15 protein-coding genes are annotated in these 23,920 nt (G+C 42.4%); 14 read left to right on the forward strand and 1 reads right to left on the reverse strand.

Annotated elements, in window-relative coordinates; genetic code table 11:
• The first annotated feature begins 55 nt into the window (after positions 1-55).
• The 13 genes from BLU33_RS01780 to sov all read left to right on the forward strand — a co-directional run bounded on the left by BLU33_RS01780 (position 56) and on the right by sov (position 20,287).
• Positions 56-343 carry an acylphosphatase gene (locus BLU33_RS01780; RefSeq protein WP_317040549.1) on the forward strand — a complete coding sequence of 96 codons (288 nt, stop codon included), beginning with the start codon at positions 56-58 and terminating at the stop codon, positions 341-343.
• A 32-nt stretch (positions 344-375) separates the two neighbouring features.
• Complete coding sequence (locus BLU33_RS01785) at positions 376-1,878, forward strand: lipopolysaccharide biosynthesis protein (RefSeq protein ID WP_091368344.1); 1,503 nt, start codon at positions 376-378, stop codon at positions 1,876-1,878.
• Complete coding sequence (dut, locus tag BLU33_RS01790) at positions 1,875-2,309, forward strand: dUTP diphosphatase (protein ID WP_091368346.1); 435 nt, start codon at positions 1,875-1,877, stop codon at positions 2,307-2,309. The genes BLU33_RS01785 and dut overlap by 4 nt, the downstream gene beginning before the upstream one ends.
• An 18-nt stretch (positions 2,310-2,327) precedes the next feature.
• Positions 2,328-4,049: a tetratricopeptide repeat protein gene (locus BLU33_RS01795; RefSeq protein WP_091368349.1), complete on the forward strand. Its 1,722-nt coding sequence runs from the start codon at positions 2,328-2,330 to the stop codon at positions 4,047-4,049.
• A complete protein-coding gene (locus tag BLU33_RS01800) occupies positions 4,027-4,806 on the forward strand; it encodes a DUF4292 domain-containing protein (RefSeq protein WP_091368351.1) in 780 nt (259 codons plus the stop codon). The genes BLU33_RS01795 and BLU33_RS01800 overlap by 23 nt, the downstream gene beginning before the upstream one ends.
• An 80-nt stretch (positions 4,807-4,886) precedes the next feature.
• Positions 4,887-6,182 carry a murein hydrolase activator EnvC family protein gene (locus tag BLU33_RS01805; RefSeq protein WP_091368354.1) on the forward strand — a complete coding sequence of 432 codons (1,296 nt, stop codon included), beginning with the start codon at positions 4,887-4,889 and terminating at the stop codon, positions 6,180-6,182.
• Between the two features lie 56 nt (positions 6,183-6,238).
• Positions 6,239-6,685 carry a Sec-independent protein translocase subunit TatA/TatB gene (locus BLU33_RS25460; protein WP_232009372.1) on the forward strand — a complete coding sequence of 149 codons (447 nt, stop codon included), beginning with the start codon at positions 6,239-6,241 and terminating at the stop codon, positions 6,683-6,685.
• 37 nt (positions 6,686-6,722) lie between these two features.
• The gene (gene tatA, locus BLU33_RS01815) at positions 6,723-6,902 is read left to right on the forward strand and encodes a twin-arginine translocase TatA/TatE family subunit (protein ID WP_091368356.1); all 180 of its coding nucleotides are present in this window, start codon (positions 6,723-6,725) and stop codon (positions 6,900-6,902) included.
• Between the two features lie 326 nt (positions 6,903-7,228).
• Positions 7,229-8,653, forward strand: a complete 1,425-nt coding sequence (gatA, locus tag BLU33_RS01820) for an Asp-tRNA(Asn)/Glu-tRNA(Gln) amidotransferase subunit GatA (protein WP_091368358.1) — start codon at positions 7,229-7,231, stop codon at positions 8,651-8,653.
• A gap of 66 nt (positions 8,654-8,719) precedes the next feature.
• Entirely contained in the window at positions 8,720-10,090 is a 1,371-nt protein-coding gene (locus BLU33_RS01825) for a lytic transglycosylase domain-containing protein (RefSeq protein ID WP_091368361.1), read from the forward strand.
• A gap of 229 nt (positions 10,091-10,319) precedes the next feature.
• Positions 10,320-12,623, forward strand: coding sequence for an NADP-dependent malic enzyme (locus BLU33_RS01830; protein ID WP_091368364.1), 2,304 nt, complete (start codon positions 10,320-10,322; stop codon positions 12,621-12,623).
• Between the two features lie 15 nt (positions 12,624-12,638).
• Positions 12,639-13,223, forward strand: a complete 585-nt coding sequence (ruvA, locus tag BLU33_RS01835) for a Holliday junction branch migration protein RuvA (RefSeq protein ID WP_091368367.1) — start codon at positions 12,639-12,641, stop codon at positions 13,221-13,223.
• A 23-nt stretch (positions 13,224-13,246) separates the two neighbouring features.
• Positions 13,247-20,287, forward strand: coding sequence for a T9SS outer membrane translocon Sov/SprA (gene sov / locus BLU33_RS01840; RefSeq protein ID WP_232009373.1), 7,041 nt, complete (start codon positions 13,247-13,249; stop codon positions 20,285-20,287).
• A 2-nt stretch (positions 20,288-20,289) separates the two neighbouring features.
• On the opposite strand, the gene BLU33_RS01845 is transcribed toward sov, so the two are convergent.
• Positions 20,290-22,077 carry a hypothetical protein gene (locus BLU33_RS01845; protein WP_091368369.1) on the reverse strand — a complete coding sequence of 596 codons (1,788 nt, stop codon included), beginning with the start codon at positions 22,075-22,077 and terminating at the stop codon, positions 20,290-20,292.
• 226 nt (positions 22,078-22,303) lie between these two features.
• On the opposite strand from BLU33_RS01845, the gene BLU33_RS01850 reads away from it, so the two are divergent.
• Positions 22,304-23,875: a MiaB/RimO family radical SAM methylthiotransferase gene (locus BLU33_RS01850; RefSeq protein WP_091368372.1), complete on the forward strand. Its 1,572-nt coding sequence runs from the start codon at positions 22,304-22,306 to the stop codon at positions 23,873-23,875.
• Positions 23,876-23,920 lie beyond the last annotated feature (45 nt).

The following is a 23,920-nucleotide window of genomic DNA, read 5'->3' on the forward strand; positions in this document are numbered from 1 at the left end:
CGTTATTATATCCAAACCTTCCTATTTTTGACTTTTTAATTTTGACTTTTAACTTATGATAAAGCATCTGGATATAACTGTAAAAGGCAAAGTACAAGGCGTATTTTATCGCGCATCAACCAAAGCCGTTGCCGACCAGCTTGGTGTACGCGGCTTTGTAAAAAATGCCGATAACGGCGACGTACTCATAGCCGCCGAAGCCGATAAAGCTACCCTCGAAATGTTTTTAGACTGGTGCAACGAAGGCCCGCAGGATGCCCAGGTAACTTCTGTAGAATCAAATGAAGGCGAATTAAAAAACTATCGTAATTTTGAGGTAGTTAAAAAAAATCATTTGTGGTAGTACATCCACAGCAATTAATCCAGGTATAATCATTGTCAACAGCTAAAAAGTTCGCGGGTCAAACCGCCATATACGGCGCAAGTACTATAGCCGGCAGGGTGCTAAATTTTTTTCTTACCCCTGTTTATACACGCACATTTGCTACCGGCGTATATGGTATTTTATCAACCATATTCAGCTATGCGGCAATCTTAAATGCAATAATGGCATTTGGATTGGAAACTACCTTTTTCAGGTACTTAAATAAACATGCCGATAACAAAAGGAAAGTTTATAACAATGCTTTTGCTTCGGTATTCTCCATTACTATTGTGTTTCTGCTGGTTACTTTGCCCTTTATTGGGCATATAGCCAATTTTATACAGGTAGGTAAGGATACTTCACACAGTGAGTTTGTAACATTTATAGACTACTTTATAGCTATACTGGTAATTGATGCATGGTGCGTTATTCCTTTTGCCAAAATACGTGCCGATGGTAAACCCGGCAGGTATAGTATCATCAAGTTTATTAATATTATCATCTTCGTTTCGCTAAACCTGGTCTTTATTTATGTTATTCCTTATTGGATAAATCACCACTATATTGGCTCGGGCTGGATAAATACATGGTATACAAAAGGCTGGGTGGGTTATGTATTCCTGTCAAACCTAATTGCAAGCATTGTTACATTAGTGTTATTGCTGCCTGAGATATTGAAATTAAGGCTTGACTTTGATGGCAAAATGCTTGCGGAAATGTTTGCCTACAGCTGGCCGGTGTTAATTGCCAACCTGTCGTTTTTAGTTAATGAAAATTTAGATAAACTGCTTTTGGGTAAGCTGCTGCCGCAAAACATCAGTGTGCGCGAAGTAGGCATATATGCAGCCTGTGCTAAAATATCCCTCTTCCTGAGCATATTTGTGCAAGCCTTCCGCTTAGGTGCCGAGCCTTTCTTTTTTAGTCATGCCAAAAATAAGAATGCAGGCCAAACCTATGCCCGTATTATGGATTATTTTGTAATTACCGTTTGCGTAATATTTATAGCGCTTATAGCCAATATCGAAATTTTAAAATACTTTGTAAAAGGCCACGATGCAAAACAAACCGCATTATACTGGACAGGTTTACGTGTAGTGCCACCACTTGTTTTTGGTTATGTGAGTCTGGGTATTTACATGAATTTATCAGTATGGTATAAGCTGTCCGATCAAACAAAATATGGTTTGTACATTTCGGGCATAGGGGCAATACTCACCATTGTGCTGAATGTGCTGTTTATTCCAAAATATACTTATATGGCTTCGGCATGGGTGTCATTCATTGCTTATGCAACCATGATGGTATTATCCTATATATGGGGGCAAAAAAACTATCCTATTCCTTATAATCTTAAAAAGAACCTGGTTTATATAGTATCATCAATTGTGGTAGTTTATCTGTCATTTTATGTATTTAACAGGAATATTTATATAGGCGATGCGTTGTTATTATTATATATATCAGTGGCATTTTATTTTGAACGCGCAAACTTAAGGGCTATATTTAAACGATGATTATCAGAGTAATAAACAAATCAAAAAATGGCCTGCCGGCCTATGAAACTATGCATGCTGCAGGTATGGACCTGCGTGCCGACCTGGAAACAACCATAACGCTTAAACCTTTTGAGCGCAAGCTTGTCCCAACAGGGTTACATATTGAATTGCCCGAAGGCTTTGAGGCACAGATACGCCCGCGCAGCGGTTTAGCGTTTAAACATGGTATAAGCATAGTTAATTCCCCGGGAACAATTGATGCCGATTACCGTGGTGAAATAAAGGTGTTGCTGATTAATCTTTCTGACCAGGTATTCGAGGTAAATACCGGCGACAGGATCGCGCAAATGATAGTTGCCAAACACGAACAAGTAAATTGGGAGGAAGTTGAGGTATTAAATGAAACTTCGCGCGGTGTGGGTGGTTATGGACATACAGGGGTAGCATAGATTTAGATAAATTTCAGGATGAGGCGGTTTGCAGTTATGCTTTTTTCAGTAATACCAGCTTTTGTTTTTGCACAAAACAAAAGCATTGGTACCGTTGTGGCTGCCAAACCCATGTCGCAGATAGATAGTGTGATGGTGAGGCAGATCTTTATGTCGGCCTTGCATGAAAAGGTAATGGAGAATTTTACACAGGCTGCTGAATTATTCGGCCGTGTGCTCCAATCCGACCCGGGCAATGCCGCCGCGCTGTATGAGCTGGCAAATCTTAAAAAGCAAAAAAGTAATTATGCTGATGCGCAACCCTTGCTCGAAAAAGCCGTTGCCATTAGTCCGGATAATGAGTGGTACTGGCTGTCACTTGCCGAGTGTTATGAGAAAAACAATAACATAGTAAAACTTCAGAATGTATTTGTACAGCTGATAAGGATAAACCCCGATAAGCCCGAATATTATTATGATAACGCCAATGCCCTTTTTATTGAGAAAAGGTATGATGATGCTCTGAAGGTTTATGATCAGTTGCAGGCCATGAACGGGCTTGATGATGACATACTTGCAGGTAAACAAAAAATATACCTTATACAAGGCAAGGTTGACCCGGCTGCTGCCCAGTTGCAGGAAATGATTGCCGACAATCCCTCACAAGTAAAGTATTACCTGGTATTGGCTGAGTTGTACAACTCAAATAATCTGCAGGATAAGGCATTTAAAGTTTTAAAGGATGCTGAAAAAATTGCACCTAATAACGGGCAGATACATTTAGCCCTGGCCGATATTTATCGTGATAAAAAAGATAATGAATCTTTCTTTAATGAACTGGAACTGGCTTTTGCATCTCCGGAGGTTGATATCGACCAAAAAATTAAGATCATTTTAGGATACTTCCCCAAATTTCCCGATCCCAATGCCAAAGCCAGCGCGCTTGAGCTGAGCAAGATCTTGATAAAGGCTCACCCCGATGATTCAAAATCTTATGCCATGTATGGCGATATGCTTTTCCAGACCGAGAAGTTTAAGGAAGCAGAAACAGCCTACAGAAAATCTATCCAGCTAAATGGCAGCCATTATGCTGTTTATGAACAGTTGGTTCGTATCGAGATCAGCTCAAACGAAATGGATCAGGCTATAAAAGATGGTGAGAACGCCCTTGCGCTTTTCCCTAACCAAGCCTGGATGAATTACCTGGTAGGCATTGCCTGCCAGCAAACAAAAAATTACAAAAAAGCGATAGGTTATATTAAAAGTGCTATTGATGTTGCTCCTGATGATAAGGACCTACTCTCATTAAGCTATTCCTCCTTAGGTGATTGTTATCATGAGATGAAGGATTTCAGCAATTCTGATGCTGCCTATGATAAATCGCTGACGTATAATCCTGATAATGCCTTTGCCTTAAACAATTATGCCTATTATTTATCGTTAAGAGGAGAGCAGTTGGATAAGGCGGCGCAAATGTCGGCACACTCCAATGAGTTGCAGCCTAATACAGCATCGTTCGAGGATACTTATGCCTGGATATTATTCAAGCAAAAAAAATATGCCGATGCCAAAATTTGGATAGAGAAAGCCATAGTGCATGATAAAACAAACAGCGCCGTACAGATAGAACATTATGGCGATATTATGTTTTATTTAGGCGATACCAACGCTGCTGTACAAAACTGGAAAAAAGCAAAATCATTCGGAGAGCAGTCGCCGGTTTTAGATCGTAAAATAAATGAAAGAAAATATTTTGAATAAACTGATGATAGCCTGCGGCTTGCTGATAATGGTAAGCTGCTCGGCGCATAAGCATCTTACTGCGGGTACATCGGCCACGGTTTCAAAAGCTAATGAGGAATCAAAGCTGGAGCCTATCCGTACACAGCAACTCGGCTTTAATACTTTTTCGGGCAAGGCCAAAGCAAGCCTGGCTATTAATGGTAATAATAACGACTGTACACTTAATCTCCGCATTGATAATGGTAAAAAGATATGGGTTTCAGTAACCGCTTTATTGGGTATTGAAGTAGCCCGGGCTATCATCACACCCGATAGCATACAGGTTATAAACCGTTTGCAGGGTGTGTACTTCAAAAAGCCTTTCAGTTTCATTTATAAATACGCCAACAAGCAGATAGATTATACCATGTTGCAGGCACTGCTGGTAGGTAACGCTATACCCCAGGCATTGAACGATAGCACAAAAATTGCGGCGGATAGCAGTAATAACACCACCTTAAGTGGTAATTTGCAGGACCTGATATATAAACTGGTACTTGGCAATGATATGAAAGTGAGCCAAACCAATCTTACAAACCAGGAAGCAGGGCAATCGTTACAGGCGGTTAATGCGTTTACTTTAGCGGGCACTCAAAAGGTACCATCGCAAATAAATATCGCTTCTGTTGCCGGCGATAAAAAGATACAGGTTAATTTGCATTACGTTAAAGTTGATATTAATCAACCGCTTGAATATCCATTTAATATCCCCGACAGCTACTCACCGGCAAATTAAATTGTATTTTTGCGCTTATGTAACAGGAATGACAGGGTATAAACAGCCTTGTCAAAACCATTAAATACCACTATATACGGATGAAATTTTTAAAAATTGTTTTCTTTTTGCTCTGCGTTTTTACAGCATTTAATGTACATGCGCAAAGCAGCCAGGAGTTAAAACGCCGCCGCGACCAGCTAACCCAGGAGTTGCAGCAGCTAAACCAGGAATACCAGGAAACAGCAAACAATAAAAAATTATCTAAAAAACAGCTCGATAACCTAAAAGCGCAGATCAGTATCCGCGAAGAAAAAATAAATGTTATAAACTCTGAGGTAAGAAATTTAGATAATCAAATCTCTGAGAGTAATAATTCCGTACGTAGTTTACAAAGCCAGTTAGATCAGCTTAGAAAAGAGTACGCGGGCATGATATTGTTTGCTTATCGCAATCAAAGTGCATACAATAAACTGATGTTTATTTTCGCGGCAAAGGATTTTAACCAGGCTTATAAACGTTTAAAGTATTTACAGCAATTTGGTACCTATCGCGAGCGGCAGGCTGATTATATTGAAGGGACACAAAAAGACCTGCATGTTAAGATAGTTGAACTGGATAAGAGCAAAGAAGAAAAAAGTGCATTGCTGAAAGACCAAGAGAAAGAGAAAAAAACATTAGGCGAGCAGAAAAATACGCAGACACAGGCAATAGCTGATCTGTCGCAGCATGAAGGGCAGCTTAAACAGCAGCAAAAGGATCTGCAAAAGAAAATAGCCGCTACTAATCGTGAGATAGACGCGGCAGTACGCAGGGAAATTGCAGAAGCAAGGCGCAGGGCCGAAGAGGAAGCAAAGGAGGCAGCAAGAGTAGCTGCCGCGAAAGCTAAGGCTGAAAACAGGGAAGTGGAGATACCAAAAACCAAAACTATTACTAAAACATCAAGTAACAGCGAGGTATTGAACGCTACGCCAGAGGCAGCCAGACTATCAAACGACTTTTTGGGTAACCGGGGCCGTTTGCCATGGCCGGTAACTAATGGCGTTATAATACAGGGTTTTGGCGTTTATTATACGCCCGAGAATATTAAAAGTGAGAGTACAGGCGTTTCTATTAAAACAAATCCTGGTGCAAGTGTAAGGGCTATATTTGAAGGGGAGGTGATAAATGTGCGTGATATTGTTGGTACTTACCTGGTAGTTATAAGGCATGGTGAGTATTTTACAGCTTACTCAAACCTGAGGTCGGTTAGCGTATCAAAGGGGCAAAAGGTAACCACCAAGCAAACAATAGGCACTGTGGCTACCGATTCAACAACCGGCGAAACGGATGTTGAATTTGATTTATACAAAGGTTCAACACCGGTTAACCCTAAATTATGGTTGGCGCCAAATTGATTGAAACTTTGTAATATTAAAAATGTTTATATTTGTAACCTTTTAATAGTAAAATTATGTTTAGTTCAGTTTTTCTGTTTTTTGATATAGGTGGGGGTGAAATAATGCTCATCATGCTGGTGATATTATTATTGTTTGGCGGCGAAAAACTTCCTCAGCTGGCACGCGGCCTGGGTAAGGGCATCCGTGATTTTAAAGACGCATCTGAAGGTGTAAAGCGTGAAATAACCAACCAGATTGATAGTTTTGAAGCGAAAAAGGCTGAACAGGCAAACACTGCAACAACTACAACCGAAACTGCAGCAGCTGCCGCCCCGGTGGTAGTGGCAACTGAACCACCTGTTATTACACCCGCACCCAATACAATGCCGGTAGCTGAGATAAGCTCAACAGCCGAAGTTGCAGCGGTACACCACGAACCTAATACACCTGCTGAGCCGGCTCATTTAAGGGAAACACCTATTGAGTCGCTTAAATCACCGCAGGAAGAAGTTAAATCATAAGTACAGTATATAAATCATAATATAAAAACTTAAAATCATGGGATTAGAATCACCAGTAATGCTCATCTTAATATTCGGCGTAATATTATTGATGTTTGGCGGGAAGAAAATTCCTGAACTAATGAAAGGTTTAGGAAAAGGAGTTAAGGAATTTAAAGACGCGCAAAACGGCGAGGGTACTACTACCACAAATACCGACGACAAACCTAAAGCATAAGCAAGGGTTTATTTGAAAATATGTTGATTTGAAAATTTGAAGGTTAAATTACCGCTATCAGTTGGTATGTCTTCAAATTTTCAGATCATTATTTAGGCTCCCCGCCCGTTCAAACGTCCACGCTTGAATGAAAAAAGATTTTAGCGCCCACGCTAAAGATCCTTCAAAATCATGTTATTTTAATATAAAGTAAGCGTAGACGCTTACAAAAAACTGCATTCAAGCGTAGGCGCTTGAACGGGCGGTTTGCCATTTTCAAACTGGCACATCACCAAATCTTCAAATCAACAAGTCTTCAAATCAATTTTAATTTTTATTTTAGCCGCATGGCTAAATTCTATTCCTCTTTAACTGAAATAAAGAGCGGGTTGCAAAGTGGGGAAATTACCGTTGAAAAACTGGTAAAGGGTTATTTAGAAAAAATTAAACATAATGCCCATTTAAATGCTTTTAACGAAGTATTTGAACAGGAGGCATTAACACGTGCCAATGATATTGATTCCCGCATCCAGCTAGGGAGTGCAGGTAAGCTGGCAGGTATGGTTATCGGAATAAAAGATAATATCTGCTATAAGGATCACAAGGTATCCGCATCATCAAAAATTTTAGAGGGCTTTACCTCCATTTATTCCTCAACCATAGTTGAGCGTTTACTGGCCGAGGATGCCATAATTATAGGTCGCTGCAATTGCGATGAATTTGCCATGGGCGCCAGTAATGAGAACTCATATTATGGTCCGGTAAAAAACTATGCCGATAATACTAAAGTATCAGGTGGTTCATCAGGTGGTTCCGCGGTAGCGGTGCAGGCCGGTATGTGCCATGCTGCTATTGGTACGGATACTGGTGGTTCAGTAAGGCAGCCAGCGTCATTTTGCGGGCTTGTCGGCCTTAAGCCTACTTATGGCCGTATTTCAAGGTATGGTATAATAGCTTATGCCTCATCTTTCGATCAGGTGGGCCCGATCACCAGATCTATAGAGGATGCCGCCCTGTTATTGGAAGTTATGGCAGGCCCCGATGAGTACGACAGTACACTGGCCCAAAAACCTGTTCCGGCATTCAGCGCAAATATTAAAGCGCCGGGAAAGAAAAAGATTGCCTATCTGCAGGAATCATTATCCAGTCCGGGTGTAGATGCTGAGGTAAAAAATACTCTGAGCAAATATATTGACAAGTTGCGAGCCGAAGGCCATACCGTAAACCCAATAGCCTTTGATTATTTGGATTATATGGTGCCATCGTACTATATTCTGGCTACCGCCGAGGCTTCATCAAACCTTGCACGCTTTGATGGCGTACATTATGGTTACCGGAGTCCAGAGGCATCCGACCTGCAATCAACCTACAAAAAATCACGTTCCGAAGGTTTTGGCAAAGAGGTAAAACGCCGTATAATGCTGGGTACATTTGTTTTAAGTGCCGGTTATTACGATGCTTATTATGCCAAGGCACAAAAAGCGCGCCGTCTTATCCGTGAGAAAACAGAAGAAATATTACTGGAATACGATTTTATACTCACCCCAACAGCCCCCGAACCGGCCTATGCAATAGGTAAGGAGGAAAGCGATCCGGTTGTAACTTACCTGGCTGATATTTTTACTGTTCAGGCTTCATTATCTGGTGTCCCGGCAATTTCATTGCCTGCGGGCAATAATAGCAAAGGTTTGCCGTTAGGTTTACAATTAATAACCAGGCAGTTTGAGGAACAGGAATTGTTAAATTTCTCTGAATATTTCCTGGGACTATAAAAATTTAATACATTAGTAAAAATGTTGACGCAAGCCAACGTTTTTAGTTTTAAATCCCTATAATAAATGAAGAGATTATTTACTTTTATTATCTGTATTTTATTACTCCTAATTGTTAAAACTAATACAATTTTTGCTGCTGGCTTTATAGCCCCGGCTTCTACGCAAACTTTTGGCGATACCACATTTGCACATGCTGCTGCAAATCAGGCACAGCTTACAGGCTATCAAACTAACATAAAACATCGCCTTGATTCCCTTAAAAAAGATGTTCCGTTAGATTATAACGAATACGTACAAAACTACATTGATATTTACGCTAATAACCGCGACGAAATGGGGCAGGTTATAGGTCTGGCTAAATATTATTTCCCTATCTACGAAAAGGTTTTCCGCGCTGCGGGTATCCCTGTTGAAATTGAATACTTATCGGTAGTGGAGTCGAAGCTTGATCCTAACGCGGTATCAAGGGTAGGCGCTACCGGTCCGTGGCAGTTCATGTCAACCACAGCCAGATTATATGGCTTAAGTATGGATGGCTATATTGATGAGCGCCGCGACCCTGTGCGTGCCAGCTATGCTGCCGCCGCTTATCTTAAAGATGCTTATGAAGAATTCGGCGACTGGCTGTTAGCCATCGCGTCATATAATTGTGGTAAAAGCAATGTGGAAAATGCCATTGCCAAAGCCGGGGCCAATGATTTCTGGTCCATTCGCCAATACCTCCCGCTTGAAACCCGTAACTATGTACCCGCTTACATAGCCGTTGCTTACCTCATGAATTATTATGGCAAGCATAATATTATTGCCCAGCCTTGTAGTTTTTCAAGAAATATAGATACCGTTTTGGTTGATAGGTCCATTTCCCTTGGCAATATCTCCAATATCTTAAATATGGATTACAGGGTTTTAGCGCTGTTAAACCCGGCCTACCGCACACAAATGATAAATGGCAGCCCGGCTAACCCGCGCAGGCTTATTATTCCGCAATGTAACAGTAAATCTTACTCAGCACTATACGATGCACTGAATAGCGGTGTTATTTCGCCCGTATTACCGGCGCATGCAAGCTATGTTTCTTATGCGGAAGAAAAACCCGAGCACAAGCCTGCCTACCATAAAGTAAAAAGAGGGGAAACGCTGTCGGATATTGCCGATCGTTATGGCGTTGATGTACAGGACCTGAAAAACTGGAACCACCTGCACCACAAACCGGCAGTGGGTCAAAAGCTTAAATTAAGTGGCGATAAAGAAGATGCTGCTGCATCGCCAAAAGAAACACATAATTATATAACCTATAAAGTTAAACGCGGCGATACGCTGAGTGTAATTGCCGCCAAATTTGATGGTGCATCGGTTGAGCATATTAAATCATTAAATGGTTTAAAGCATGGTCAGTTACAGCCGGGGATGACACTTAAAATAAGCAAAGGCTGATTTTGATAATAGAATTAAGAACCAAGATATAAGAATCAAGATAAACCAATAAAAGCAATTGAAGTAAGCTGTTAAAGTTCCTTAATTCCTGAACCTTTCTATCTTGATTCCTGACTCTTAAATCTTGGCTCTATTTTATGCTAAACCTTACATATATTATCAAATACGGTCTTTTTCCCGTACCCGGTGAAAAAAGAATCGTAGTTTTGAGCTCTTGAATCTTGAGAAGATGAATAATAAAACCAATCGTAAACAGGACGCTTTAGATTACCATTCAAAAGGCCGCCCGGGTAAAATACAGGTAGTGCCAACCAAGCCTACTAACTCCCAGCGGGATCTTACCATGGCTTATTCTCCCGGCGTTGCCGAACCCTGCCTGCGCATTGCCGACAACGTTGAAGATGTATACAAATATACCGCCAAAGGTAACCTGGTAGCCGTTATCAGTAACGGAACCGCCGTACTTGGTTTAGGTAATATTGGCCCCGAGGCAAGCAAGCCGGTAATGGAGGGCAAGGGTCTGCTGTTTAAAATTTATGCTGATATCGATGTTTTCGATCTGGAGATAAATGCCAAAACCCCCGATGAATTTGTAGCTATAGTAAAAGCGCTGGAGCCAACCTTTGGTGGCATCAACCTCGAAGATATATCGGCTCCAACCTGTTTTGAAATTGAACGCCGCCTGAAAGCCGAAATGAAGATCCCTGTTATGCACGATGATCAGCATGGTACGGCTATTATATCAGGCGCGGCACTGCTTAATGCCTGCGAGATACAGGGTAAAAAGCTGGATAAAATTAAAATGGTAGTTAACGGTGCAGGTGCCGCTGCTGTATCTTGCTCAAAAATGTACCTGTCATTAGGCGTTAAAAAGGAAAACCTGGTGATGTTTGATATCAATGGCCTCTTAACCCCTGACCGCACCGATCTGGGTGATATCCGTATGGAATTTGCTACTGAGCGCAAGGACATAAAAACCCTTGCCGAAGCGATGAAGGGTGCCGACGTTTTTGTTGGTCTTTCAGCAGGTAACGTGGTTACGCCTGATATGCTTAAAGGTATGGCCAAAAATCCCATAGTGTTCGCCATGGCCAACCCCGATCCTGAAATCGCTTATGATATTGCACATAATACCCGCAAGGATATCATCATGGCTACCGGTCGTTCTGATTTCCCTAACCAGGTAAATAACGTACTCGGCTTCCCTTATATTTTCCGTGGGGCCTTGGATGTAAGAGCTACCGCCATTAACGAGGAAATGAAAATTGCCGCTGTTAAAGCCATCGCCGAGATAGCTAAAAAGCCGGTACCCGAGGCGGTGAACCTGGCATATAGCACCACTAACCTGAAGTTTGGTCGTGATTATATCATCCCGAAACCAATGGATCAGCGCTTGATCATCGAGGTATCAACAGCGGTAGCAAAAGCAGCTATTGACTCAGGTGTCGCCCGCAAGGTGATCACCGATTGGGATGCTTATGCCGAAGAATTGCGTACAAGGATAGGCAGCGATGATAAATTATTACGTAACCTGACCAATCAGGCCAAGCAAAACCCTAAACGCATTGTTTTTGCTGAGGCTGATACTTACAAAATATTGCGTGCCGCTCAAATTGTTAAAGATGAATGTATTGCCACGCCAATTTTGCTGGGCAATGTAGATCGTATAAAACAAATAATGAAGGATAACGACCTCGACCTGGGCGATGTACAGATCATCGACCCGCGCGAGGGTACCGAGGAAACCGAAAAATATGCGCAGTATCTGTATAACAAGCGTCAGCGCAGAGGGGTAACTTTGTTTGAGGCCCGCAAGCTGATGATCGACCGCAACTATTACGGCGCGAGTATGGTGCAGTTTGGCGAAGCCGATGCCTTGATCTCCGGTTTAACTAAGAATTATGTAACCACCATAAAACCTGCCCTGCAAATAATTGGTACCGAGGAGGGTGTAAGTCGTGTTGCTGGTATGTACATGATGATAACCCAGAAAGGCCCCGTATTTTTTGGTGACACCACCGTAAATGTTAATCCAACAGTGCAGGAACTGGTAGATATTACGGTATTGATAGAGCACTCAGTTAGGCAATTTAATGTTACGCCAAGGGTTGGGATCTTATCTTATTCGAACTTTGGCTCGAATGATGGCCCTATTCCTGAAAAAACACGTGAAGCCGTGCGTATATTACATGAAAAGTATCCCGACATGGTGGTTGACGGTGATATGCAGGCCAACTTTGCCCTAAACCCCGAATTGTTGTCGGATAATTTTCCGTTCTCAACATTGGTTGGCCGCCCTGCAAATACTTTAATATTCCCGAACCTTGAATCGGGTAATATTGCGTATAAATTATTGCAGGAAATAGGCGGGGCCGAAGCAGTAGGGCCAATATTGCTGGGCCTTAAAAAACCGGTGCATGTGTTGCAGTTAGGCAGTTCGGTACGTGAAATTGTAAACATGATAACCATTGCAGTGGTAAATGCGCAGGAAAAATCTGTTGCTGTTGAACCCGCTAAATCTGTAAAACGCTAATAATATCGAAAAAACATGTACGCTTATATTGATGGTAAATTAGTTTTTAAAAGCCCTTCATATGTGGTAATTGATGCCGGTGGAGTGGGTTATCACATCAATATATCGCTCCATACTTACTCATTGCTGGGTGATGCCGAGCACTGCAAATTATACACCTGGTTATATGTAAAGGAAGATGCGCACAGCCTATATGGTTTTGCCGATGAGGGCGAGCGCCGCCTGTTCCTTCACTTGATATCAATTTCAGGCATTGGCCCTAATACCGGGCGCATGATGCTGTCGTCAATCACGCCTTTAGAGATTCAAACAGCCATTATTAATGGTAATGTGGCCCTTATACAACGTATAAAAGGCATCGGCCCTAAGTCGGCACAGCGTGTTATACTGGAGTTGCAGGATAAATTGCGCAAGGAAGGGCCTGATACCTTAACCAGTATGCCGGTTAATAAAACTGCTAAGGATGAGGCGCTTTCGGCGTTGGTAATGCTGGGCTTTGCACGCAATGCTGCCGAGAAAGTTCTTGACCAGGAAATGAATAAAAATAAAGAGGATTTAACCGTTGAACAGTTGATTAAATCCGCCCTAAAAAACTTATAATTACGTATAATTTGATTTGACTTTTGACTAAGACTTTTACGTTTAAGATTGTTACGCTTATCTTAATTCTTGCTGCATTTTGCGGACAGGAAAAGGTATTTGCCCAGCAGTCGCCAAACGGGAAAAGAGATTCAACGTCGTCAAAAGCGCCCTTAAACCTGCAGCAATCAAACAATATGCGTTTAAGGGAGGGCCTTTTTGATCCCGATCCGCCAAATTTAGTACGTACTATTGAGTATGACCCGGTTGCCAATCAGTACATTATGTACGAGCGCGTTGGCGACATGTTATACCGCCCGCCCCAGTACCTTACCTTTGCACAATACCTGGCCTTAAGAGAGCGTCAAAATGAGCGCGACTATTTTAAAAAACTGGCCGATAACTATGCCTATCAATCACAACAACCTGGCTTTATTCCGCAAATAAAGGTAAGGAGCCAAACCTTTTCACGAATATTCGGTGGCGAAAATATCGATATAAAAGCCCAGGGATCGGCTAATGCTACCTTTACCGGGCAAATTAATAAAAACGAAAATCCATTATTTAATACCGCGCAGCGTGATCAGTTCAACTTTAATTTTGATCAGCAGATACAGCTGAACGTAGTAGGTACTATAGGTGATAAATTAACCTTTAATACCAATTACAATACCAATGCCCAGTTCCAGTTTGATAACCAGGTAAAAATGGATTACAAAGGGCACGATGATGATATTATACAGGAAATACAGGCCGGTACGGTAAGCATGCCGTTAAATACCCAGCTCATTACTGGTACGCAGGCATTGTTCGGGGTTAAAACCAAGCTCAAATTTGGTAAGCTCACCATGACCTCTATTTTGTCGCAACAACGGTCGCAGTCAAAAACAATTACCATTACCAATGGCTCCGAACAGGGTAATTTTAAGCTGACTACCGATGCGTATGATGCCAATAAGCACTACTTTTTATCACAATATTTTCGCGATAATTATGATAAGGCACTGGCAAATATCCCCATTATCAGCTCAAACATAAACATTACCAAAATTGAGGTTTGGACAACCAACCGCACCAATGTTACCACTAACTCAAGGGATATATTGGCCTTTATGGACCTTGGTGAAAATAAACCCTACAATACCCGTTTGATACAAGGCGGCCCGTCATATTCAGGTTTGCCTGCAGGTAGTGATATACCGGGTTTTCCGCAGCAATCAAACAGCCTGCTTAAAAACCTGCCGGCTGATGCCCGTTTAACAAACTCAAACGCTATTGCCACCTATTTTAATAGTACCGGTAGTACCGATAACTATGCCAAGTTAACCTATGCCCGCCAGCTAACCAGCAAGGAGTTTACCCTGCACCCGCAACTGGGTTATATATCCCTGAATTATCCTTTGAATAACGATGAGGTGCTGGCCGTGGCTTACCAATACACCTATAACGGTGTTACTTACCAAGTGGGTGAGTTTTCAAGCGATCGTGCGGTTAATAACAATAACCCAAATGTGTTGTATGTAAAGTTGCTGAAAAATACTTTACTAAAAACCAACCTGCCAACCTGGAAACTGATGATGAAAAACATCTATAATTTAGGTGCATACCAGATCAGTCCAACCAACTTTAAAATGAATATTTCGCGGCTTGATAATAACTCAGGCATCGCGAAGCAAATAATGGCTGAAGGTAAGAACACTACCGGCAAGCTTTGGATTCAGTTAACCGACCTGGATAACCTCGATCAGCAGCAACAGAAAAAACCCGATGGTTATTTCGACTTTATAGAGGGCATAACTATCGACTCCAAAAACGGCTTCCTGATCTTTCCCGAAGTTGAACCTTTCGGCTCCGACCTAGCAGCAAAATTTGCGCCCGGGGAAACGAGCCTGGTCAGTACTTATGTGTACCAGCAGTTGTATGACTCCACCAAAACCGTAGCGCAGCAATTTTATCCGCAATTGAACAGGTATGTGATACAGGGTACCTATACATCGCAGGGCGGCTCTGAGTACCAGTTGAATGCCACCAATATTCCGCAAGGCTCTGTTATTGTAACAGCAGGTGCTACCAAATTGGTTGAGGGTAACGATTTTACGGTTGATTATAATGCCGGTACTATCCGCATACTTAACCAGGCCATCCTTTCATCGGGCGTGCCCATTACCGTGAATTTGGAAAACAATGAGCTATTCGGCGTTCAGCAAAAATCATTATACGGCTCAAGGTTTGATTACGATGCGAGCCCTAAACTAAAATTAGGTGCAACCATTATGCACCTTACCGAGCAACCTATTTCGCAAAACGAGGCCGTAGGAGACGAATCCATCTCCAATACCATTTGGGGCTTTGATGGCCACTACAGCTCCGACTCGCGCTTACTTACCCGTTTGGTTGATAAGATACCATTTATACATACCAAGGCCCCATCATCAATAAACCTGAGCGGTGAGTTTGCCCAGTTATTGCCTGGTACGCCAAGCGTACTGAATTATGCAGGATCAAAAAATGGTACAGCTTACCTTGATGATTTTGAGAATAGCCAATCAGATATCGACCTGAAGAGTGCCATAAGCTGGCAGATCTCAGGCACGCCGCAGTTATTCCCCGAATCGCAGCGGTTTAATGATCTGAGCTACGGTTTCCACCGTGCCCGCCTGGCCTTTTATAATATCGACCCCATATTTTATACCTCAAGCAGTATACCGGTTTCCCGCGCCGAGTTGTCAAAGCCTTATGTGCGCGAGGTGTTAGAAACGGAAGTGTTCCCATTCAAACAATCAGTAACCGGGCAGCCATTGGTTTTACCAACTTTGGATCTGGCTTTTTACCCTAAAGTGCGCGGCCCGTATAACTATACCACAACCGGCATCAACAGTGATGGTACACTGCAAACCCCGGCCAATAACTGGGGTGGTATGATGCGGGCAATATCAACAACCGATTTTGAGGCACTAAACGTAGGTTATATTGAGTTTTGGGTGCTCGACCCCTTTATCAATAATAAAAATAGCGGTTACCTGTATTTCGACCTGGGCAGTATTTCGGAAGATATATTGAAGGATGGGCGTAAAAGTTTGGAAAATGGCCTGCCAGTTAACGGCGATTACAGTACTGTTGATACCACCGCCTGGGGCCGTGTTGCCAAGCTGCAGCCAGTGGTTGATGCCTTTGATAATGACCCGAACGCGCGCGCTTTGCAGGATGTTGGTTTGGATGGTTTGAACGATGCTGATGAACGTGCAAAATTTGGTACCGTAGTACAGCGCGTTAAGGCAGTAGTAAGCCCGCAGGCAGCCACTGATTTTGCCAATGACCCATCAACAGATAATTACCAGTATTACCAGGGCCCTAAGCTTGACCAGGCCGGGGCGGGCATCCTGCAACGTTACAGCCAGTACAATGGTACAGATGGTAACTCCAAAACAGCACAACAATCGCAGGCGCTGCTTGGCCTGCAAACATCGGCCTCCACCTCCCTGCCCGATGCGGAGGATATTGACCGCGATAACAACATGAGTACCGATGATGAATATTTTGAATATAAGGTACCCATCAACCCGCAAAACCTGGTAGTAGGGCAGGGTTTTGTTAATGATAAAGTAACCTCAAGTGTTAAACTGGCTAATGGTGTAACACAATCCTATACCTGGTACCAGTTCCGCATCCCTATCAATTCTTATCAGGCAGCAATTGGCGGTATTCAGGATTTTAAGTCTATCCGTTTTATCAGGATGTATATGACCGGTTTCGCCGATACATCTATTTTGCGTTTCGCAACCCTGCAACTGGTAAGAGGCGATTGGCGCGCATATAACTCCGACAATACCGCTGCTAACGTTATTGCCGATCCCGCTATTGTTAATCCCGTGCCCGATGGTTCAACCATGGTGGTTGGTACGGTTAATATTGAGGAGAACGGTAACCGCGTGCCAATACCCTATGTAGTGCCGCCGGGCATACAGCGCCAAACCAATTATACCGGTATAAATGCCAATACCAAGCTAAATGAGCAATCACTATCATTAACGGTTACCAACCTGCACGATGGGTATTCGCAAACGGCCTTCAAAACATTTAATAACGATTTGCGTAATTATAAACACCTGCAAATGTTTATACATGCTGAAGCTCTGCCTACCCAACAGCTAAAGGATAATGACCTGAGCGCATTTATCCGTTTGGGTATTGATTATGTAGATAATTATTACGAGTGTGAAATTCCTTTGCAGGTAACACAGCCGGGTAGCACTAATCCAAACTCCATTTGGCCTGCGGCCAATCAGCTCGACCTGGAACTTTCGGTACTTACCAATGCAAAACTGGCCCGTAATAATGCCCGGTATAAGGGGCAGCCATGGCCGTTAAATATACCTTACACCGTTACTGTTGGCATCTATAAAATAACCATTATGGGCCAGCCCGATCTGAGCCGTTTAAGTACGGTGATGCTGGGTGTACGTAACCCGTATAAACTAAATAACCCAACTAATGACGATGGGCTACAGAAATCGGGTATTGTATGGTTTGATGAGCTAAGGTTGACGGATTTTAACGAACGTAAAGGCTGGTCGGCAATAGCAAAGGCTGATGTGAAGCTGGCTGATTTTGCCGATATAACCGTATCGGGCAGTAAAACAACAGCCGGCTTTGGTACACTCGATTCAAAAATAGGCGACCGTACATTGGATAATACGCAGTCGTATGATATCTCGGCAAATGTGGAGCTCGGTAAATTCTTTCCGGATAAAAGCGGCGTACATATCCCAACCTATATAAACGTATCAAACCAAACCAGTATGCCGCTATATGACCCGGCATCGCCTGATATTGAGTTGAGCCAAACACTTAAAGCCGCTACCAGCACCAAGCAAAAGGATTCCATAAAAAACGCTGCCGAAGATTATACCGAACGCAAGAGCATTAATTTCACCAACGTACACATTGCCAAAACAAACCCTGCAACACCGAACCGTGTATGGGATATAGATAATTTTAATGCCACCTATGCCTTTACCGATATGGAGCACCACGACTTTAATACGGTTACCGATTTTGAAAAGACGTACCGGTTTGCGCTGGCTTACAACTACGCCATCAAACCAAAATATATTAGCCCGTTTGCCAAAATAATTAAGAACAATTTGCTCACCATTTTTAAGGATATAAACTTTAACCTGATGCCATCAAGGTTGAATTTTAGTATTGATTTTGATCGTTTTGATTCGCAAACCACTTTAAGAAATAACGACCCTACAAATATTATCCCAATACCAACCACCTATAACAATACCTTTAACATAACCCGGGTATTTGGCGTAGGCTGGAACCTTACCAAATCGTTAACCCTTAATATTGATGCCACTAACCTGTCAACAGTTGATGAGCCGCAGGGGCCGCTTACCGGATTGAACAGGGACACACTTTGGAATAATTTAAAGCATTTGGGGCGCACCATTAATTATAACCATACCGTTGCTTTAACCTGGGCCGTGCCTATAAATAAGCTGCCCTACATGGATTGGGTTACGGCCAATTTTAGTTATAACACACAATTTACCTGGATGGCCCAACCGGGATTTTCTATAGATGACCCGCAGTTTGAGGTGGGTAACAGTATACAAAACAGGCGTACCATTGAGTTCGATCCTACATTTAACTTTATCACCCTGTATAATAAATTCCCGTTGTTACGCAGGGCGCAAAAAGGCGAGGGCATGAGTAAACTGAGTAAGGTTTTACTAGGCTTGTTAACCAGCGTTAAAAGCTTAAATGCAACCTATACCCAAACGCAGGGTACCTATTTACCCGGATACCTGCCGCAGTCGACCATATTTGGCGAAGACCCAAGTTACAGCGCGCCGGGTATCGGGTTTTTACTGGGTAGCCAGGCTGATCTGCGGCCACAGGCCATTGCAAAGGGATGGATCTCGTCAGATACCTTACAGAACCAGTTATATGTACAATCCTATAATTCAGACCTGCACTTTAGTAGCACGCTCGAGCCTATACCGGGTTTGCGTATCCTGTTAACTGCATTTAAAACACAGGATCATACCTATCAGTCGAACTTCAAATACCTGGCCGCAACCAATAGCTTTGAAAATCTTTCACCTGTAATCACCGGCGATTACAGCATATCATATATGACATTGGCTACCGCGTTCTCCAAAACAAGCGGTATTAACAATACATCGGCTGTTTATGAAAACTTCCTGAACGATCGTAGTGAGATCTCGACCAGGCTGGGTAAAACCAATCCAAACTCTACTGGGGTTGTTGGCGGCTTTGCCGATGGTTATGGCCCTAACTCGCAGGATGTGCTGGTGCCCGCTTTCCTGGCGGCATATACAGGTAAGGATCCATCAAAATCAAGCCTTAGCCAGTTCCCAAATATACCTATCCCCAACTGGCAGATCACCTATAGCGGCTTAGCTAAAATTCCTTTTATAAGTGAGATTTTTGATTCGTTCGATCTGAAACATGCCTATTCATCAACCTACAATGTGGGCGGCTATACCACGCTGCTGCAATATTCTGAAACAGATGGTAATGCGACCTCAAGGGATGTGAATAACGACTTTTTACCGCTATACCAGTTCTCGCAGATCACCATATTTGAACAGTTTGCGCCTTTATTGGGTGTTGATATGCGGTTTAAGAATAATGTAACCGCCAATTTTAGCTACTCGCAAAGCAGGGCATTGAGCTTAAGCTTATTAAACAGTCAGCTGGCACAGCAAAATGAGAACGATGTGATCTTCGGGTTTGGGTATAAAGCCAAAAACTTCAGATTCCCGTTTGGCTTGTTTAAGAATGTGATATTAAAAAACGATCTTACCTTTAACCTTACATTCGATCTTCGCGATACCAAAACCCTCATTTACCAGCCCGATGTACTGGCCGCCCAGGTATCATCAGGCGCGCAAAATATTACCTACCGCCCCGAAGTAGATTACTCCATCAGTCAGCGTTTTACGGTGAGTTTCTTCTATGATTCTAACATCACAAGGCCATATACTTCGCAAACCTTTACCACATCGTTCACCAATTTTGGTTTCAACTTAAAACTGCTGTTGCAATAAATTTATTGCTGCAATTCCTTTTCGCGCTGCTTTTCGGCACGGCGCTGTTGTCTTAACGCCTTTTTGGTGAGGCGTTCCTGCTTTTTCTGCGCGTTATTATTTTTCATTGCGGCAATGGCTTCTATAGTTTTTTTATCAAGCCCTGCCGATGGCTTTATACCGCTGAACAGGGTTTGCCATACCGTTTTAAAGAAAGGGAAATTATCAGGCCGAACGAAAGTAACATTAAATGTACGGGGGGCACCGCCTATTTTATCCGGATTATCGTGCTTAAGGATAAACAGGTTGGCGTAAAACGTTTCAATTATCTTGCTCTTAAGTCCATAAGTGGAGTCGGGTTTTAATAGTTTTACCTTCAGATCATTGTACAACAGAGCCAGGTGTCCTTTTGATATTTTACTGCTGCCCTTTATATCAAAGCTAAGGTCCTTTATAGTTCCCGATGTGATCTTAACCATAGCCAATGGCATAGTTGCCGGGTTAATATCTGTTAGCTTCATCGGCCCTAAATTTCCTTTATAACTAAAGGCGGCATCCTTATCCGTTAAATTAAAGTTGAACAGCACATTTAGCCTACCCCTGTTCATAAAATAGGAGTTTAAGTATATCGTGCTAATATTATTCTTTGCAAGGGCATCTTTATTATTGGTTACATTTAAAGCGGTGCCGGTTGTATTATTAAAGGTAATGGTACCGGTTTGATTTGATTTTTTATTGAACTCGCTGTAAGCAATATTGTATCTTTTTATCTGGATGGTATCAACTTTAATATCGGTAGTAAAGCTGCTTAAAGCCACATTCGGAAAGCTTTTTGTTTTATCTGCATCAGGATCTTTAGCACCCTTAGGGTTGCTGAAAACAGATAACATGCCCCCCTTTACCATTATTTTTGATGCCGATACTTTACGGTATTTATGATAGCCCAGGTAATCAAAATGGTTGAGTTGTATCGTATCTATCCCCAGGTCGTAACGAGTTTGATGGCTCTTGTTAAAAAAATCATTCGCTTTAATGGGCGTTAACCTAAAGCCCTCAACATTCAGCTGCGAGGTTAGGGTTGATAGTTTAAGATGGTTTATTTTATAGGTATATAAACCATTTGGCGTTTGGCCCGTATAGTTATTTACCTCAAACACTATCTCCTTACAATAAAGCTGTCGCGATTTATCCGTTTGTGTAGCAGAATCTATCAATAGATCACTGGCACTCAGGTTCATCTCCTTTAGCTCGGATATGGCCACTTTATTGCCTGAGTAATCCCTGTATTTCAGCTTTACATCATTTAAATAGATGGCCCCTATACGAATAGATTTAAGGCTCTTTGAGATCATTTCCCATGGAGTGCGACGGTCCTTAATTACAGTATCGCGGGTATGGTTCAGTTGATAACTTACATTCAGTTCCGGGCTGCTCAAAATTATCTCCCCGATATTAAGCTTGTGATGAAAGTATAATTGAAGCGGGTGGATATTATTAAGTATCAGCCTCCGTAAATGCAGCTCAACCAGGTTATTGGGCGCTATGTTCTGCTTTTTTCTGCGGTTAAAAACCGCCGTATCAGGCTTTAGGGTGATGTTATAAAAAATGAGCTGCCCCTTAAGCACATGCAGTTCAGCATCACTGAAATCAACATTATACAAACTATCGCTGCTGCTTAAAACAACGCTTTTTACCCGCATAGCCAGCACGGGCGACCAGTACCTGTTTATAAAAAATGATAGAATTAAAACAAGTGCTGCTATTGTTAGTAAGATAGCCGCGCCTATTTTATGATGCCTGCGTAACGCCATTCTTTAGTTTTTACTTTTGATATGTTTCTTTTATTCCCTTTTGGCGTTCTTATTTTTATAGCGGCTTTGTATTAGCTCCGGCTTAAAGTTAGCCTTTATACGTATTATTATACTTATTGGTATATCCTTATAACAACAAAATATACATTTTGTTAAATGCTGACAATCTGTCACGCTATAATTTAAATTTTATGTATTTTTGCAAACTAATTTTGTTAAAAATACGATGGATTTATTAATTCCGGATAAAACACATGATGAGAGCAGGCAAGGTGAGGCTTTATTGTTAGAACCGGTTGCCGGAAAAAATAACGGACGCAAACTATACATTGAAAGTTATGGCTGCGCCATGAATTTTTCTGACAGTGAAATAGTTGCATCTATTTTGCAGGATAAAGGATTTGAAACCACAACAGATTTTAACAATGCCGATGTGGTATTGATAAACACCTGTTCCATCCGCGAGAATGCCGAACAACGTGTGCGCAACCGCTTAAAGGAGTTTACCGTAGCCAAGGTTAAAAACCCCGGTATGGTAGTTGGTGTGCTGGGTTGTATGGCCGAGCGCTTAAAATCAAAATTTTTAGAAGAAGAAAAACTGGTAGATGTAGTGGTTGGCCCTGATGCCTACCGCGACCTGCCCGGCCTTATAGAGCGTGTTGACGATGGACAAAAAGCCGTAAACGTATTGCTATCCCGTGAGGAAACTTATGCGGATATTAGCCCGGTGCGCTTAAACAGCAATGGCATAAACGCCTTTGTATCCATTATGCGTGGCTGCGATAATATGTGCTCGTTCTGCGTAGTGCCATTTACACGTGGCCGTGAGCGCAGCCGCGAGCCGCTATCAATAGTAGCTGAATGCACCGATCTGTTTAACCGTGGCTACCGCGAGGTTACCTTATTGGGCCAAAATGTTGACTCCTACAAATGGAACCCGGAGAAACAGAATGCTAAAGCAGAAGACCAAAAACCCATAATGGGTATGGACCTGCTGGAGAAAGTACTTTCATCAGGCGAGGACCTGGGCGAAACACAGGATCAGGCTTTGGAAGAAGTTAAGGAAGGGGTAACCTTTGCTAACCTTTTAGAGATGGTTGCAGAGATCAGCCCTGAATTGAGGATCCGCTTTTCAACCTCGCATCCAAAAGATATTACTGATGATGTATTGTACACCATGAAGGCGTATGATAACATTTGCAAATATATTCACCTGCCGGTACAATCGGGTAATACCCGTGTACTGAAACTGATGAACCGTACTTATAGTCGTGATTGGTATATCGACAGGATCAACGCTATTCGTCGGATCATCCCTGAATGTGCGATATCAACCGATGTAATAACAGGTTTTTGCAGCGAAACAGAAGAAGAACACCAGGATACCTTAAGCATGATGGATTATGTGCAATACTATTTTGCCTACATGTTCATGTACTCCGAAAGGCCCGGAACATTAGCCGCAAAACGTTATGCAGATGACATTCCGGAGGCAGTAAAGCACCAGCGCTTAAAAGAGGTGGTGGCTAAACAGCAGGAACATTCACACGCGCGTTTAAAACAGCTGGTTGGCACAACGCAAAAAGTACTGATAGAAGGTTTCTCTAAAAAATCAGACAAAGATTACAGCGGCAGAAGCGATCAAAATACGGTAGTAGTTTTCCCGGTAGGCGAAGGTTACAAACCGGGGCAGTATGTGAATGTACATATTGACAGATGTACCACTGCTACTTTAATTGGAACAGTGAGCCCCAAACCCCCTGAAGGGGAGTTACGCCGTGTGGCAATGGGGATATAAATTAATAATTAACTAACTAACTAACTCCCCCTTTAGGGGGTCGGG

The sequence above is a fragment of the Mucilaginibacter mallensis genome, assembly GCF_900105165.1.
Taxonomy (GTDB): Bacteria; Bacteroidota; Bacteroidia; order Sphingobacteriales; family Sphingobacteriaceae; genus Mucilaginibacter; species Mucilaginibacter mallensis.

Excerpts from the sequence above, each read along its gene's own strand:
- gatA (WP_091368358.1), top strand. The coding sequence starts at position 7,229 with ATGGCTAAATTCTATTCCTCTTTAACTGAAATAAAGAGCGGGTTGCAA.
- ruvA (WP_091368367.1), top strand. The coding sequence starts at position 12,639 with ATGTACGCTTATATTGATGGTAAATTAGTTTTTAAAAGCCCTTCATAT.
- dut (WP_091368346.1), top strand. The coding sequence starts at position 1,875 with ATGATTATCAGAGTAATAAACAAATCAAAAAATGGCCTGCCGGCCTAT.
- BLU33_RS01850 (WP_091368372.1), top strand. The coding sequence starts at position 22,304 with ATGGATTTATTAATTCCGGATAAAACACATGATGAGAGCAGGCAAGGT.
- BLU33_RS01780 (WP_317040549.1), top strand. The coding sequence starts at position 56 with ATGATAAAGCATCTGGATATAACTGTAAAAGGCAAAGTACAAGGCGTA.
- BLU33_RS01805 (WP_091368354.1), top strand. The coding sequence starts at position 4,887 with ATGAAATTTTTAAAAATTGTTTTCTTTTTGCTCTGCGTTTTTACAGCA.
- tatA (WP_091368356.1), top strand. The coding sequence starts at position 6,723 with ATGGGATTAGAATCACCAGTAATGCTCATCTTAATATTCGGCGTAATA.
- BLU33_RS01830 (WP_091368364.1), top strand. The coding sequence starts at position 10,320 with ATGAATAATAAAACCAATCGTAAACAGGACGCTTTAGATTACCATTCA.
- BLU33_RS01800 (WP_091368351.1), top strand. The coding sequence starts at position 4,027 with ATGAAAGAAAATATTTTGAATAAACTGATGATAGCCTGCGGCTTGCTG.
- BLU33_RS01795 (WP_091368349.1), top strand. The coding sequence starts at position 2,328 with ATGAGGCGGTTTGCAGTTATGCTTTTTTCAGTAATACCAGCTTTTGTT.
- BLU33_RS01845 (WP_091368369.1), bottom strand. The coding sequence starts at position 22,077 with ATGGCGTTACGCAGGCATCATAAAATAGGCGCGGCTATCTTACTAACA.
- BLU33_RS01825 (WP_091368361.1), top strand. The coding sequence starts at position 8,720 with ATGAAGAGATTATTTACTTTTATTATCTGTATTTTATTACTCCTAATT.
- BLU33_RS25460 (WP_232009372.1), top strand. The coding sequence starts at position 6,239 with ATGTTTAGTTCAGTTTTTCTGTTTTTTGATATAGGTGGGGGTGAAATA.